This is a genomic window from Oribacterium sinus, assembly GCF_963537195.1.
Classification (GTDB): domain Bacteria; phylum Bacillota; class Clostridia; order Lachnospirales; family Lachnospiraceae; genus Oribacterium; species Oribacterium sinus_A.
The window spans coordinates 113,928-129,799 of record NZ_CAUTEG010000001.1 but is presented as its reverse complement, the minus strand read 5'-3'; the positions used below and the strand labels follow the sequence as shown (position 1 = coordinate 129,799).

The 15,872-nt window shown below is 46.3% G+C and carries 12 protein-coding genes; all 12 read right to left on the bottom strand.

Features of this window, described 5'->3' with window-relative positions:
• Positions 1-86 precede the first annotated feature (86 nt).
• Entirely contained in the window at positions 87-1,583 is a 1,497-nt protein-coding gene (gene rlmD / locus RYL27_RS00570) for a 23S rRNA (uracil(1939)-C(5))-methyltransferase RlmD (RefSeq protein ID WP_314964403.1), read from the bottom strand.
• 236 nt (positions 1,584-1,819) lie between these two features.
• Positions 1,820-2,869 carry a DUF1304 family protein gene (locus tag RYL27_RS00565; RefSeq protein WP_314964402.1) on the bottom strand — a complete coding sequence of 350 codons (1,050 nt, stop codon included), beginning with the start codon at positions 2,867-2,869 and terminating at the stop codon, positions 1,820-1,822.
• A gap of 76 nt (positions 2,870-2,945) precedes the next feature.
• Positions 2,946-4,115: a MalY/PatB family protein gene (locus tag RYL27_RS00560; protein WP_314964399.1), complete on the bottom strand. Its 1,170-nt coding sequence runs from the start codon at positions 4,113-4,115 to the stop codon at positions 2,946-2,948.
• A gap of 220 nt (positions 4,116-4,335) precedes the next feature.
• Positions 4,336-6,546, bottom strand: a complete 2,211-nt coding sequence (gene glgB, locus RYL27_RS00555; protein ID WP_314964397.1) for a 1,4-alpha-glucan branching protein GlgB — start codon at positions 6,544-6,546, stop codon at positions 4,336-4,338.
• Between the two features lie 254 nt (positions 6,547-6,800).
• Positions 6,801-8,111, bottom strand: a complete 1,311-nt coding sequence (locus tag RYL27_RS00550) for an alpha-amylase family glycosyl hydrolase (RefSeq protein WP_314964394.1) — start codon at positions 8,109-8,111, stop codon at positions 6,801-6,803.
• On the bottom strand, positions 8,098-9,309 hold the full coding sequence (locus RYL27_RS00545; protein WP_314964391.1) for an aminotransferase class I/II-fold pyridoxal phosphate-dependent enzyme: 1,212 nt from the start codon (positions 9,307-9,309) through the stop codon (positions 8,098-8,100). Before RYL27_RS00545 ends, RYL27_RS00550 begins: the two co-directional genes overlap by 14 nt.
• 52 nt (positions 9,310-9,361) lie before the next feature.
• Positions 9,362-9,844 (bottom strand): Lrp/AsnC family transcriptional regulator, encoded by a 483-nt coding sequence (locus RYL27_RS00540; protein ID WP_007157393.1) that lies wholly within the window; start codon positions 9,842-9,844, stop codon positions 9,362-9,364.
• Positions 9,845-10,001: 157 nt separating this feature from the next.
• Positions 10,002-10,811 carry a hypothetical protein gene (locus RYL27_RS00535; protein ID WP_314964388.1) on the bottom strand — a complete coding sequence of 270 codons (810 nt, stop codon included), beginning with the start codon at positions 10,809-10,811 and terminating at the stop codon, positions 10,002-10,004.
• A 256-nt stretch (positions 10,812-11,067) separates the two neighbouring features.
• Complete coding sequence (atpC, locus tag RYL27_RS00530; RefSeq protein ID WP_007157396.1) at positions 11,068-11,493, bottom strand: ATP synthase F1 subunit epsilon; 426 nt, start codon at positions 11,491-11,493, stop codon at positions 11,068-11,070.
• A 10-nt stretch (positions 11,494-11,503) separates the two neighbouring features.
• The gene (atpD, locus tag RYL27_RS00525) at positions 11,504-12,895 is read right to left on the bottom strand and encodes a F0F1 ATP synthase subunit beta (protein WP_007157397.1); all 1,392 of its coding nucleotides are present in this window, start codon (positions 12,893-12,895) and stop codon (positions 11,504-11,506) included.
• Between the two features lie 26 nt (positions 12,896-12,921).
• The gene (gene atpG, locus RYL27_RS00520) at positions 12,922-13,836 is read right to left on the bottom strand and encodes an ATP synthase F1 subunit gamma (protein WP_314964384.1); all 915 of its coding nucleotides are present in this window, start codon (positions 13,834-13,836) and stop codon (positions 12,922-12,924) included.
• Between the two features lie 12 nt (positions 13,837-13,848).
• Positions 13,849-15,870, bottom strand: a complete 2,022-nt coding sequence (gene atpA / locus RYL27_RS00515; protein ID WP_183684649.1) for a F0F1 ATP synthase subunit alpha — start codon at positions 15,868-15,870, stop codon at positions 13,849-13,851.
• Positions 15,871-15,872: the final 2 nt, after the last annotated feature.

Sequence of the window (15,872 nt, the reverse complement as noted above, 5' to 3'; positions counted from 1 at the left end):
ACCAACACGATTTTTAATTTATTATAGAACTGATTTCTTTTAAAATCCTAAAAGCACCTATTTCAACACTTATATAACTTGTTATTCTATTTTCTTGACAATAATACCACCGTCTCCACATGCCCTGTCCTGGGGAAATTATCTATTCCCACCCATTTCTCCAGCTTATATCCGCCTTCTCCTAGATACTTAATGTCTCTTGCCAGACTTCCCGGGTCACAGCTTACATAGACAATGCGCTTGGGGCTAAGTTCCAATACTGCGGAAAGGCAAGCTTCATCACAGCCTTTTCTTGGTGGATCTAAGGAGACCACATCCACCAGATTTCCCACGTCCTTGCCTTCCCTCTTCTGTTCCTCCACCCATTTGGGAAGGACCTCTTCTGCCGCACCCACATAAAACTCCGTATTATGGAGACCGTTCTTTTCCGCATTTTTCTTGGCATTCTCAATGGCTTCCGGAACGATTTCCAGCCCGTAAACCTGCTTTGCCTTTTGTGCGAGGAAGAGGGAAATGGTACCGATTCCGCAGTAACAATCCCAAACCGTTTCTTCTCCGGTAAGAGCTGCATACTCAAGAGCTTTCCCATAGATTTTCTCGGTCTGGGCAGGATTCACCTGATAAAATGAGGGCACAGAAATAGAGAAGCTTAACTCCCCGATTTTATCCTCTATACTATCTTTTCCGTAAAGGCAACGGGTTTCTCTTCCTAAAATAGCGTTGCCGCTACCTTCGTTGATATTCACGCAAAGACCGACAATGCTTCCTTGAACTTGTCCACCTTCCTCAACACTAAGAGACAAGTCCTGCAAGCGTTCCCACAGCTCTTTTCCATGGGGCAGGTTCTTACTGTTTAGCACAAGGCAAAGCAGGATTTCTCCTGTTGAAAATCCCTTTCTTAGGAAAATGTGGCGAAGCAAACCTTTTCCTGTTTCCTCCTCATAGCCGGAAATCTTATATTCCCTTGCCCAGTCTTTGATACAGTTTAAAATCAAAGAATTCTCTGCGCTGTTAATCAGGCAGTCCTCGGTTTCGATAATGCGGTGGCTATGAAAGCCGTAGAAGCCCAGCTTTAAGCAGGAACTGTCTTCTGTTACTGCGGAAATGGAATTTCCGTTCTGCACCGGATACTGGGCTTTATTCCGATAGCGTGAAAGCACTCCGCCTAAAATTCCCTCTTTTTTGCTCTCTACTTCTTCCGGAGAAAGTCCGGCAATGCGAATCAGGCTTTGAGCGATTCTATCTTCTTTCCATGCCAGCTCTTTTTCATAGGACAAATGTTGTAGCTGACAGCCTCCGCATTTTCCCGCTACAGGACAGAGGGGTGTGATGCGGTAAGGGGATGCTTCCAGAAGCTTCTCCACCTTGGCGTAAGCGTAATTCTTTTTTACCTTTAAAATCCTGGCTTCTACCTTATCTCCCATCACGCTGTCTTTCACGAAAAAAACCAAGCCGTCCTTTTTTCCGACGCCCTGGCCTTCCTCTGTCAAATCTGTTATTTCCAGCGTAATCAAATCATTCTTTTGGAGAGAATGCTCTTTATTTTTCAACTTCGTTTTTTCGGATATATTTTTTTCGGTCACTATTTTCCCCCTGCATACATTTCTTTGGCTTTTAGCTATTTCTTTCCCGATAAACCAACAAAAAGGCTTATCCCTATAGCTATTCCAAAAATCACAAAAATAATCAGCATATTTTCTCCTATAGGCTAAAACTCTATCCAACTCCCTCTGTGCTAAAGCTCCATCCAATTCTCTCCGTACTAAAAAACTCTGTCCAATTCCCTCTATGCTGAAGTTCCATCCAACTCCGTCTCTCTCTACCACTTCAAAATCAAACTTAAGAGACTTAAAAAGGGCAATCCCCCCTGCTTTAACAGGATCATCTTATCCGAGCTGATGGCGCCGTATACCGCCACCAAAAACATGATGCTGCATAGCACAAGGGTGAGCTCCACATTGGCACCGGGGCTGTAAACGCCGTAAAGTAAAGCCAAGCCCAGCAGGCCGTTATAGATTCCCTGGTTTTTAAATAGGGTGTTGATATTTTTATTTCGTAGCTCCCGAACCGACATTTTGAAAACCCGGGAGGTGCTGTCGCTGTCGGTCATAAAGGTTTCCAAAAGCATAATGTATAAAAACAATCCTGCCGTAGCGGTCATCAGGATTTTCTGGACTGTGGTGATTTCCATCTTATTTTTCTCCCTGTGAAACTGCAAGGTTTCTTCTACTACTCTGGCGTAAAACATATTGCCGTAAAGATAACGGTAGCCACCATTTTCCTTTTTGGCAATGGGGTGGCTGTATTTTATCGTCTTCCCTTTCGCCATGTTTTTGGCAAATTCCTCTGCCAATGCATCGGTGTATTTGCCTCCGTTTTTCTCTACATAATACAAAAAGCCGGGGCCGTAATTATAGGCCTGAATCACTGCTTTTTCCTCCAGTCCCAAGGCCCTGGCCTTCTCCTTTAAATCCTTATAATACTTTAGCCCTTGTTCAATAGAGGCATCCGTATCCAATGTGTTTACCGGAAGACCCTTGGACTCGCTGGACTGCATCACATCTTTTAGTTTGCCGTGGGATTCCACTGTCATAATGGCAAAGAGCACATCCAAGTCCTCTTCCAGTCCCTTTTCTTTGGCTACCCGCTCCATGGCGGCCTCGTGCTTTAGGACGGAAGCCGGAAAATACCATTGGGTCTGATGGGCTTTTCGGAATAAAAAAATACCGAAAAGAAAGAGAAGGAAGAAGGCGGAAAAAAGCTTGATACCTTCCATAAAGGAAGCAGTTCTGCCCTGCTGCCTCTTCGCTTTTTTCCCTTGAAAAAAGGAGAAAACTCCCTTTTTCTTTTTGCCTCTTCCTTTCGCCATTCCGTTTCTTTAATCCTCTATAGCCATGTGAAATAGATCTGTAATTACTGATCCAAAATAATTTTATTTACACTTTTTATAAGCTTGCCACTGCGTCCCGAAGCTGAATCAATCCCTGTTCCAAAAGCTTCCGTGAGCAGGCTACATTCAGACGCATAAAACCGGAAATTTCTTTTCCGAAGGATACGCCGGCATTTAGACCGATTTTTGCCTTATGCACCATAAAATCATTCAGTTCCTTATCGCTCATGCCTAAGCCTCGACAATCCAAGAGCATCAGATAGGTGGCATCCGGCACATGCACCTTAAGTTTTGGAATCTCGCGACTAACAAAGTCTTCCACAAAACTTAGGTTTGCCTCCAGGTAAGGCAGGAGCTGGGAAAGCCATTCTCCGCCCTCGCGGTAAGCCGCTTCCATGGCCACGGAAGAAAAGGCATTGTTTCTGTGGATATCCATTCTCGTCCAGAACAGGTCGAAATCCTTCTTCAGTTCTTGATTGGGGAAAATGGTGGTGGAAGCCTGTAAGCCTGCCAAGTTAAAGGTCTTGCTTAAGGATACGCAGGTAATCACCGTTTCCTTTGCCAAGGGAGAAACGGTTGCGGCACGCAAATGCTTCTTCCCATGGAAGATAAGGTCAGAGTGAATTTCATCGGAAACCACCAGCACATGATGCTTGTGGCAGATTTCAATCATTTTCTGCAGCTCTTCTTTTTCCCAAACCAGTCCCAGCGGATTATGGGGATTACAAAGAATGAAAATCTTGGCTTCCTTTGCCTTCTCTTCAAAGTCTGCAAAATCCACCTGCCATCTGTCTTCCTTTTCCACTAAGGCATTGGCCAAAACCTTTCTGCCGGCCATATCCGGAATATCCCAGAATTCTGTGTATACCGGACTTTGAATCAGGATTTTATCATCCACATGAGAAAAGGTACGGACAATGGCGGTAAGGCTTTGTACTACGCCTAAGGACCAGGACATGAGTGCGGTGTCCGGACACCAGTCATAGCGTTCCTTCTCCCAGTTCTGTACTGCTTCAAAATAGGAGTCCGGTCTGGAAGTGTAGCCAAAGATTCCTTCTTCCGCCCGTTTCTTGCAGGCGTCGATAATGGGCTGGGCTGTTTTAAAGTCCATATCCGCAATCCAAAGGGGAATCAAATCCTCTGTACCGAACTTCTTGATTCGTTCGTCATACTTTGCACAGCGAGTTCCCTTTCTATCGATTACTTCATCAAAATTGTATTGCATTGGCTTACTTCCTTTCTTAATGATCCTAGTAGTTTTTTAATAGCTTGTCTTTCAGGCTATTCTAATCCTTGATTCAGCAGTTTAGCCTTGTCATCCGGACAATTTATCTTAATTCCTTAGCCTGACTCTTTGTCTTAATCCCTTAAAGCGGTTTTTTACTTTATTTCTTCCGAAAAAGAGCCGCTCTTATCCGAGCTTTCACCCTTTTCCAGACTTTCCTTCAGCCGGCTTCCTCCCGGACTCTGACTTCGCTGAAATATTCTGCCGGCTTCTCTGCTGTCTTTTCTGCTGTCTTCTCTGCTGTCTTTTCTGCTGTCTTTTCCGCCACCTTAGAGCTTTCTTTTTTCTCCTGCTGTCCTTCCGGCTTTTCCTCGGAAACTTGAAGCTTTTCCTCTTTTTCCTGAGAAAGAGCGTTGGCACAGGAATCCTCAGTTTCCTCTGTAAAGGCAAATAATGCACAGCCGAAGCCCTTTAAGGGGTAGGCAATGTGATAGTCTCTTCCGTCACACTCTCCCTTTACCACGGGGTAGTATTTTTCTTCCTTACAAAGCCCTTCTTCTGTAAGAATCAGTCTTGCTTCCTTGGCTTTCGGCATTCCTACCCAGTATTCTTCGTGATCCACGGGAGTCATGTTTACCACGAAGAGAAGACTTTCCCGATGCTCTCCCGGAATTTTGGCAGAAAAGGTATTGCCGTTTTCTAAAACGGCCTTACCCTCTGTTGCCACTGCCGCCAGGGTGCTATTCTGAACTCCCGGCTTTCCGGAATGGGGCAGATGGTTTTTCGGGTTACGAATAAAGCTATAAATAGAACGGCTGGCATCATCCGCATTGACCCAGGAGAAGCCTTCATAAAGATAGTCCGCCTCATAAAGGGCAGGATAGGTCTTGTACAGTTGTAAAAGATCTCGCAGGAAGGAATGTAAGGAACGGTTCTCCTGTTCTTCCAGTAAATGCCAGTCAATGGAGCAGTCCTCGTTCCACTCCCGGTATTGTCCGAAATCCTGTCCCATAAAGAGCAGCTTCTTTCCGGCATGGCCCATCATAAAGAAGTATGCCGCCTTAAGGTTCCGAAACTTCTGTTCCCGGCTTCCCGGCATTTTCTCAATCATGGATCGCTTTAGGTGCACTACCTCGTCATGGGAGAGCACCAGGATGAATTTCTCCGAATAGGCATAGCTCATGCCGAAGGTCAGCTGGTTATGATGATAGTTTCGATACATGGGATCTTCCTTCATGTAGCTTAGGAAGTCATGCATCCACCCCATATTCCATTTGAAGTGGAAGCCTAAGCCTCCCTCGTCCGGAGACTTGGTAATATCCGGCCAGGCAGTGGACTCCTCCGCAATAATTACGGTGCCATCCTCTCTCTTTCGGATAATGGAATTCAAATGCTTAAAGAATTCGATGGCTGCCAGATTGCCGTTTCCTCCGTAAATATTGGGAAGCCATTCTCCGTCTTTTCGGCCGTAATCCAAGTACAGCATGGAGGCCACCGCATCCACTCTCAAGCCGTCAATATGATACATATCGTACCAATAAAGGGCATTGCCGATGAGGAAATTCTGCACCTCTGTCTTCTCATAGTTAAAGACCTTGGTTCCCCAGTCCGGATGCTCTCCCAGGCGGCTGTCCGGATGCTCATAGCAGGCTACACCGTCAAAGTTGGCTAAGCCGTGGGCATCCTTTGGAAAATGTGCGGGAACCCAGTCTAAAATCACCCCGATTCCGTGCTGATGCAAAATGTTGACCATTTCCATAAACTGTCGGGGATCACCATAACGGGAGGTTGGCGCATAATACCCGGTCACCTGATAACCCCAGGAGCCGTCAAAGGGATGCTCTGCAATGCCCATTAATTCTACATGGGTATAGCCCATGTAGTTACAGTATTCTGCCAGCTGTTCTCCCGCTTCGATGTAATTGATAAAACCGTTATTTTCCGGACGATTGTGCCGCTTCCAAGAGCCCAAATGCACCTCATACACGGACAGGGGGGATTCTTCCGGATTTCTTTTCTTTCGCTCCTCCATCCATTTTCCGTCTGCCCAGGGAAAATCGGAAAGGTCTGCTGTAATAGAGGCGGTTCCCGGTCTGAATTCTGCGGCAAAGGCATAGGGGTCTGCCTTGAAAATCCATTCCCCGGCCTCTGTCAAAATAGCATACTTATAAAGCTCTCCTACCCCCATTCCGGGATAAAATCCTTCATAAATGCCCGTACTCTCTAAGGGAAGCATGGGATTCCTCTCCGGATCCCAGCCGTTTCGATCACAAACGATGGACACTCTCTTGGCATGGGGAGCCCAAACCGCGAAGTGGATTCCCTCCTGCCCTTCAAAGCAAGCAGGATGAGCCCCCATCTTCTCATAAATTTTATAATGCCTTCCGTTTCCAAAAAGATACCGGTCTAACTCTGAAAGAAAACCTTCCATAGAACTCTCCTCCTCTTTCCATCAGCAGATGTGAATCATTCTCGTCGTTTATTTTCTTAGTATACCTTATTTTCAGGGCTTTTGTCCTCTTATTTTTAGTGCTTTTCTCCTCTTATTTATAGAACTCTTCTCTCCTTATTTTCAGATCTTTTGTCCTTTTTTTTTAGAGTTGAATCTCCCTATGTTACCGATTGGCAGAAAAAGCTAAAAAGGAAAAGGAGGGCTAAGCTTCCCTCCTTTTCTTTCTGCTTATCTTATTTTAACTTAATGATTCTTCCTCCGTGAGCTTCACAGAAAACCTTGATATTTCCTTCTTCTGTCAGCTCCACCGGCTCTGTAGTCATCAGGTCGAAGGCAATGCTCGCCTTCTTGGGAAGCGTCAGGGTAATATATTGATCCATGCTGTCATTGTTCAGTACCGTAAGCACGGCACTGTTTCCGTCCATACGAAGATAAGCATAGAGTCTATGGTCCAGGTAAACCTCTTTAAACTCTCCGATTTGCAGCTCCGAATTCTTTCCGTGAATTTCCGCAAGCTTTGCAATATAGCTGGTAAAGGCATCCGGCTTATATTGGGACAGGGTGAATTTAGGAGAAAGAATTTCTCCCTGCTTTTCCCCTCTTTTTCCTGCCAAAGCGTATTCTCCTCCATAATACAAAGTAGGTCTTCCCGGCAGGGTGAAAAGTGCCATATAGATTCCCCACAGATTTTTTTCCTCTTCTAAGACCGTGGCGATTCTATGGGTATTGGGACTTTCCAGAAATAGCTGCATTTGCTTAGTAAGCTCTTGATTTTTTCCGATTCTCTGGGCCAAATCATAGAAATTCTTCTCATTAAAGGCCTGACAAAGCCCCTGATAAAGCTCCTGATTAGCCAGGGATTGCAGGGTTTCCGTATTGATTGCTCTGGCCAACTCTCCGATAAACTGCTCTCCCAAAAGGAAAAACTCCGGCTTCATTTGACTGCTAAAGTAACGGAGGGATTTTTGAAAATGAATGTCCACCGCTTCACTGTAGGCCAGACGCAGACCGTCAATATCATAGGCGGAAATCCAGTGCTTTACCTGTTCCACAAGATAAAGCCGAAGCCCCTCATTGTCCAGATTGAATAAGGGATGTTCCGGCATATTTCTAAAGGATTGATAGGAAAAGGAATCTCCCATGGGGGAGCGCTTTGAAAAATCTAAATCCAAAAACCAATCACAATACGGAGAGGCTTCTCCCTTTTCCTGCAAGTCTTGGAAGGCAAAAAAGCTTCTGTCACAGAAGGGAAATGCCACATCCAAAACAATGCGGATTCCCATTCCATGGGCATCCTCCACAAAGTTTCGAAACTCTTCTTCCGTCCCCAACCATTCCCGAATCTGATGAAAGTCTCCTGTGCCGTACTGTAAGGGATTCTTGGAAAACACAGGTCCCAGAATAATACCGTCACAGCCTAAGACCTTTAAATAGGGGAGGTATTCCTCCAGCTCCTTGATATTGCTGTTCTCATCTCCGGAAAGGGTGGAAAGCACCGCTCCCGGCAGGATTTGATAAAAAATTGCGCCATCATACCAGGCCATGATTGCTCTCCTGTAATTTCTTCACAAAACGCTCTATTCTTTCTAAAGCCAGCTTTAAATTTTCAATGGAATAGGCGTAGGATATACGAATAAAGCCCTCTCCCGAATCTCCAAAGGCATTTCCCGGTACCACCGCAACCTTTTCTTCCCGAAGCAGCCGTTCCGCAAATTCTTCACTGCTGAGGCCGAACTTCTTAATGCAGGGAAAGACATAGAAAGCCCCAAAGGGTTCAAAGCAGTCCAAGCCCATTTTCTGAAAATGGTATAAGAGGAGTCTTCTTCTTTCATTATAAGCATCCCGCATTCTCAGCACGTCCTCTTCTCCGTTCCGAATGGCTTCCACAGCAGAATACTGGGAGGTGGTGGGAGCGCACATGATGGCATACTGATGAAGCTTCAACATTTGCTTTAAAATGGGTGCCGCGCTGCAGGCATAGCCCAATCGCCAGCCGGTCATGGCATAGGCCTTGGAAAATCCGTTGATATACACGGTTCTTTCCCGCATTCCCGGAAACTCGATAATGGAATGGTGCTCTCCCTTGTAGCAAAGGGCAGAGTAGATTTCATCGGTCAGCACATAGAGATTATGCTTTAAAATCAAAGGCACAATCTCTTCCAGGTCTTCCTTCTCCATGATGCCTCCGGTGGGATTGTTGGGGAAGGGGAGAACCAGTATCTTCGTTTTCTCCGTGATGGCTTGCTCCAGCTTCTCCTTGGTCAGGCGGAACTGATCCTTGGCTTCCAGGGCAATGGGCACCGGTACACCGTAGGCCATTTTTACGCAGGGAGTATAGGAAACATAGCAGGGCTCTGGAATCAAAACCTCGTCTCCCGGCTCTAAAATGACACGCATAGCCAGGTCAATGGCCTCCGAACCTCCTACGGTAACCATAACCTCATTTTTCGGGTCATACTGCACCTGATGCTTCTCGGCCACGTAGTCGGAGATGGCTTCTCGAAGCTCCAACAGTCCCGCATTGGAGGAATAAAAGGTTCTTCCCTTCTCTAAAGAATGGATTCCCTCTTCCCGAATATGCCAGGGGGTATCAAAGTCCGGTTCTCCTACGCCAAGAGAAATGGCATCCTTCATTTCCGATACAATATCAAAAAACTTCCGAATTCCACTGGGTCGTATATTTACAATCGCCGGGTTTAATTCCCTGGGCGAATTTTGTTGCTGTTCCTTGTTTTCGCTCATGCTCACTCTCTTATTTCTTCCTTAGAAAAATCCTCTTGACTCTCCCTGAACACTATGGAGATACCTGCATTCTTTCATCCTTCTTCGGAGCCACCAGTTTGGTGCCGTGATCCTTGTACCGCTTTAATACGAAGTGGGTGGCGGTGGAAAGCACGGACTCCATAGGTCCTAACTTCATGGAAACGAAGTTAGCCACTTCCTTCATGGTTCTTCCCTTTACGATTACGGTAAAGTCAAAGGCTCCACTCATCAGATACAGGGCATCCACCTCTTCGTACTGGTAAATACGCTCCGCAATACTGTCAAAGCCCATGCCTCTTTGGGGCGTTACTTTTACCTCAATAAGGGCATCTACCCGTTCATCCTGGGTGCTGTCCCAGTTAATCAGGGTGTGGTAGGCACAAATCACGCCTTCCTCTTCCATCGCCTTGATTTCAGCCCCTACCTGCTCCGGATCTTCTCCCAAAAGGGCTGCCAAATCCTCCACAGGCAGTTTCGCATTCTTCTCTATGATGCTTAGAATTTTTTCTCTCATGCTTCTCCTTTATTTTCCTTCCATAGGACCGGATATCTGTTTTATAAAAATTCTCAGGTTCTTCCCTTGCCAAGCGGAAAAGCTTAGCCTGAAGTTCTTTTCCCGAAAATCTATTGTACTCAATTTCCAAAATCACCGCAAGGGAAAGGCATTCTCCTTAAAGCAGCAGGGAGTCCTGCCGGATATAGAAGGCGGTAAGACTTTCTTCCAGCTCCTTTTTAGAAAACAACTCCTCCAAGCTGTCCCTCTCCCTTTTTGTTAAAAAGGACTCTCCCTGAGCATCCCTTCTCATGCGTTTCTTCCCTTCTTCTGAAATGCCGATACAGGAAGACACAATTCCTCTTTCCCTTGCCAGCTCTGAAAATGCCTCCACTTCCTCCAATCGGAGGAGATAAGCATTTTCCGAATAAAGATAATAAGGGGAAATCTGAAAATGCTCACAAAGCTCTATCGTCCCCTGTAGGAAAGGAATTTTTTCGTAGGAAAAGGAAAAGCCGCCTCCGGAAAGTTGCCAAAGGCCGGAAAGAATTCCTCCTCTTCCCAGGGGCAATATCTCTGAAATACCGAAGTCGGAAATCCAGTTTGGAAATAGATTTTCCACCTTTCCTAAGCTAAGTTCTCCCGCATTCCATTTGGCTTGCAGGTCTTCTTCATAAAGAGGAATGCTTTGCCCCTTCTTCTCTCCCTCTGTAAACAAAAGGATATTTTCCGCGGAAAGTACAGGATGCTCCGGGCAGCTTTGTGGCTGTCCGCCTCTTTCCGGCAAAGTCTTAACGACCTCCCCATTTAGCTTCCCATAAGCCGTCTCTTTCAAATAAAGTCTTGGCAAGCTTCTCAGCCTCTTCTCTTCTTCCTCTATAAAAGCTTTGGAAAAGGGGCAATCCTGATCCTCTCGTATTTTTTTCCATAAAAACTGGCTACCCCATTGTCCGGGGTAGCCTAAAAGAAGTAATTTCTCTCTTCTCATTTTACATTCTCGAAAGCAATGGCGGCAATACCATGGTAAGTACCATCAATGCAATCAAAATCACAACGATTACTGTAGTAATGGTTTTTTTCTGTTTTGGACTAAACATAGTTTCTCCTTTTCTTTCCTAATCCTTGCCATTGTAATTCCAAATGAAAGGATAAGCAAGAGATTTGAAGAATCTTCTGCCCTATAGGCGGATCTCCTTGTGAAAATCCAAGCTACAAAGACAGCATTTTGGCAAAATTCCGGCTTTCTACATATAGGTCTTCTTGTAGAATTCCAGTCTTCCCAGGGCTCTGGCCAAAGCCGCCTGGGACTTCTTAAACTCCTGATAGCTCTGCTTCTGGCGAAGTTCTTCCTCCGCCCTTTCCTTGGCCTCTTCCGCTCTGCGGATATCCATCTCCTCCTTGGTTTCCAGCGTGTCCACCAAAAGAGTAAGACGGTTGTTTGCAAATTGCAGGATACCCTTTCCTACTTCCACATGCTCCCAGGAGCCATCCGGCTTCTGCATGTCCAATACGCCGATATCCACCGCTACGACAATCGGGGCATGGTGCGCCATAAAACCGATTTGTCCGTCCAGTGTTCGAACGTTCAGATATCGCAAACGGTCATCATAGTACACTTTGTTGGTGGCAATGACCTTTGCACTAAATAAGTTTCCGTTTCCTCGCATCATAGAAAACTCCTTAGCCCTTTAAGAGCTCTGCCTTCTTCTTTACGTCCTCCAGATTTCCTACATTGAAGAACGCAAGCTCCGGCACATCATCCATTTCTCCGCTGATAATGGCCTTAAAGCCCTCGATGGTTTCCTTCAAAGGCACGTAGCGTCCTGCTACGCCGGTAAACTGTTCTCCCACGAAGAATGGCTGAGAAAGGAAGTTACGAATCTTTCTGGCACGATATACCAAAAGCTTATCCTCCTCGGAAAGCTCTTCCATACCCAGGATGGCGATAATATCCTGTAATTCCTTGTACTTCTGTAAAATCTGTAAAACGCTCTGGGCCGTGTCATAGTGCTCTTTTCCCACAATGCTTTCTTCCAAAATACGGGAAGAAGACTCCAAAGGATCCACCGCCGGATAAATACCCTGCTCAACAATCTTTCTGGAAAGTACTGTTGTGGCATCCAAGTGGGCAAAGGTGGTTGCCGGTGCCGGGTCGGTTAAGTCATCCGCCGGAACGTATACCGCCTGTACGGAGGTAACGGATCCCTCCTTGGTGGAGGCGATTCTTTCCTGCAGCTGTCCCATTTCGGAAGCCAATGTAGGCTGATATCCTACCGCGGAAGGCATTCTTCCCAGCAGAGAAGATACCTCTGAACCTGCCTGCACAAAACGGAAGATATTATCAATAAAGAGCAATACATCCTTCTTCTGCACATCACGGAAATACTCCGCCATGGTAAGTCCGGTCTCCGCTACACGCATTCTGGCTCCGGGAGACTCGTTCATCTGTCCGAATACCAGCGCAGTGTTCTTGATAACGCCGGATTCCGTCATTTCCATATAGAGGTCATTACCCTCACGGGAACGCTCTCCTACTCCAGTGAAAATGGAGTATCCGCCGTGCTCTGTTGCCACGTTTCGAATAAGCTCCTGAATCAGGACGGTTTTTCCTACTCCGGCTCCACCGAAAAGGCCGACCTTTCCGCCCTTTGCATAGGGAGCAATCAGGTCAATAACCTTGATTCCGGTTTCCAGTACCTCCTGCACCGGGCTTTGATCCACAAAAGCAGGCGGTTTTCTATGAATTTCCCATTCCTCTCCATCGGTAATGGGATCCTTTCCGTCAATGGTTTCTCCCAATACATTAAAGAGACGGCCGAGAGTCTGCTCTCCCACCGGAACGGAAATTCCCTTTCCTGTGGAACGGACCTCCATGTCTCTTTCCAATCCCTCACTGGGGGCCAGCATGATGCAACGGACGGTATTCTCTCCTAAATGCTCAGCTACCTCCATGGTTCCTGTTACGCCGTGGTTGTCTACCACCATGGCAGTCTTAATCTTGGGAAGCGGGGCTTCCATAAACTCCACATCCACAACAGGTCCCATAACCTGGACAATTTTTCCTGTCTGCATTTCCCCCTTCTCCTCTCTTTCTACAATCAAACCTCTTGTTTATTTTTCTTTTTGGCCGCCTTCTGAGCCTTGGCACCTGCGGCTATCTCCGTGATTTCCTGGGTAATCTGTGCCTGTCTGGCACGGTTATACTGGATACGGAGCTTTTGCTTCAGCTCATTTCCGTTTCGGTTTGCCGCATCCATGGAGGTCATTCTGGCCTGTTGCTCCGCACAAAAGGCCTCCACCAAAGCACTGTAAATATAACCGTTAATATAATCCGGAATAACATTGTCAATCAAGGCATCCGTGTTCGGAAAAATACTAAAGGCCTCATAGTTTGCGGTAATAGGTAGCTTAACAAACACCGGATGAAGCTTATCCAAGGGAAGAAGCTGTTCCTCCTCACATTCCATTTCCAAAGAATTCTTCATTCTGGTGAAAACGATATGGAGTTCGTCAATCTCCTTATCCTCGAAAAATTCCATCATTTTCCGGGTAATCACACGGGCTCTGTGCAGGGTAGGATTCTGGGCGGTGTAATGAAAGGCCTCTTCAATGGGAATGTTTCTGCTGTGAAAATAGCTTCTTCCCATCTCTCCTACCACAAAAAGCCGATAATTTTGATACTTCGCTAAAAGCTCTTCCGTTTTCCGGATGACATTGTGGTTATAAGCTCCTGCCAGTCCCTTATCCGCGGTCACACAGATAATGGCTACCCTTCCCTGACCGTTGGCTACGCCCTCTCGAAGATCCAAATAAGGGTGGGTATAGTCCTCCGGTAAATGTCGCATAACTCTGGCCATCATAGACTGCAGGGTATAGAAGTAAGGCTCGGTTTGCATCAAACCCGCTCTGGCCTTACGCATCTTTGTACTGGAAATCAAATACATGGCATTGGTAATCTTCATGGTGTTATCAATGCTGTGGATTCGGTCTCGTAATTCTCTTGTTGTAGGCAAGGTCTGCCTCCTTTATGAAAGCTTTTCCTCTTCCTTCTTCAGAAAATCATGGTAGAGCTGAATAATCCGCTGTTCCATATCTTCCTGCAAAAGGCCGGAAATCTCTATGTTCCTGATTAAATCTCCCTCCTGCTCGTTAAAGAAGGCCAAAACTTTATTCTGTAAAGCCTTCACATCCTTCTTCGCTGTGCCCAGGAATTCTTTATGAAGGGCAAGCACCAAAGTTACTACCTGCTCTCCTAAAGAAAGGGGACGGCCAAGGGGCTGCTTTAACAGCTCCATTAAAATCGCTCCCTGTTCCAGCTGAGTCTTGGTACTTTCATCCAAATCCGAAGAGAACTGAGTAAATACCGCCATTTCTCTATACTGTGCCAAGTCGATACGCAGGGAACCTGCCGCCTTCTTCATGGCCTTGGTCTGGGCTGCACCACCCACACGGGATACGGAAAGTCCTACATTTACCGCAGGTCTCTGTCCCTCAAAGAAAAGGTTACTCTCTAAGAAGATCTGTCCGTCGGTAATGGAAATAACGTTGGTAGGAATATAGGCGGAAACGTCTCCGTCCAAAGTTTCGATAATCGGAAGGGCGGTAATGCTACCTCCTCCCAAGGCATCGGACAAACGGCAGGAACGCTCCAGCAAACGGGAATGGAGATAGAAAACGTCTCCGGGATATGCCTCACGTCCGGGAGCTCTTCCCAAAAGAAGAGACAGGGCACGATAAGCTACCGCATGCTTGGAAAGGTCATCATAAACAATCAGTACGTCTCTTCCCTGGTACATAAAGTACTCTGCCAAAGAGGTTGCCGCATAGGGGGCAATGTACTGAATCGGTGCCGGATCCGCCGCTGTTGCCGCTACCACACAGGTATAGCTCATGGCTTCATTTTTCTTTAGATTCTCCACCAAAGAAGCAATGGTGGATTCCTTCTGTCCGATAGCAACATAAATACAGATACAATCCTTTCCCTTCTGGTTCAAGATGGTATCTATGGCAATGGAGGTCTTTCCGGTCTGACGGTCTCCGATAATCAACTCACGCTGTCCTCTACCGATGGGGAACATGGAGTCAATTGCCAGAATTCCGGTCTGTAAGGGAACATTAACGGACTTTCTGTCAATGATTCCGGGTGCCGGCTCTTCAATAGGACGGTATTCCTTGGTGTTGATAGCCCCTTCTCCGTCAATGGGAGCTCCCAAAGCATCTACCACACGGCCAAGATAAGCGTCTCCCACAGGGATTCCCGCCATTTTGTTGCTTCGTACTACTCTGCTTCCCTCGATGATTCCTTCTTCATCACCGAAGAGGATAACACCGATTCGGTTTCTTTCAATGTTCTGTACCATACCCCGAACACCGTTGTCAAAGACAACGATTTCTCCGTACATGGCATGATCCAATCCGTTGATGATAACGATACCGTCACCTACGGAGCTGACAAAACCGATTTCTTTCTTCTCCGCCTTTAAATCAAAGTCCTCTACGGAGCTTTGTAAAATGCTGATAATATCCTGCTGGCTGTTGGAGAAGCGCTTATTCTGCATTTCCTCCAAAAACTGCTCTCGTCTACCCTTTGTACTCCAATCATACTGGTCGTGACCAACCTCCAGGACAAATCCGCCTCCCAGACTCTCATCCTCTTCCAATACGACTTCAATGTTCCGGGAATGATATTTGTTATAAACAAATTCCCGAATTCTCTTTAATTGTTCTTCCTCCGGCTTGGTTACATACCGAAGATGTACTTTTAATTTGGTGGATTCTTCATTGGAGATTTTTTCATACTCCTCTGCCACCTCACCCCATGCACTGAGAAGGCCGTCATTGCACAGTACCTTCAAGGTATCCCTAACTTCTGTAGGGAAAATGCTATCGATGATAGACATTCTCTTTTCCAAAGGTATTGTGGCGTCGGAAAGCTGTCCTGCCGTCTCCGGTAAAACTTCAAAAATCCGACTGGTCTCCTCTATAACGCTTTTCGGAACGCGCATTCTGAAAAGCTGTTTTGCATACTCTACCACTTTTTGCAGCATAG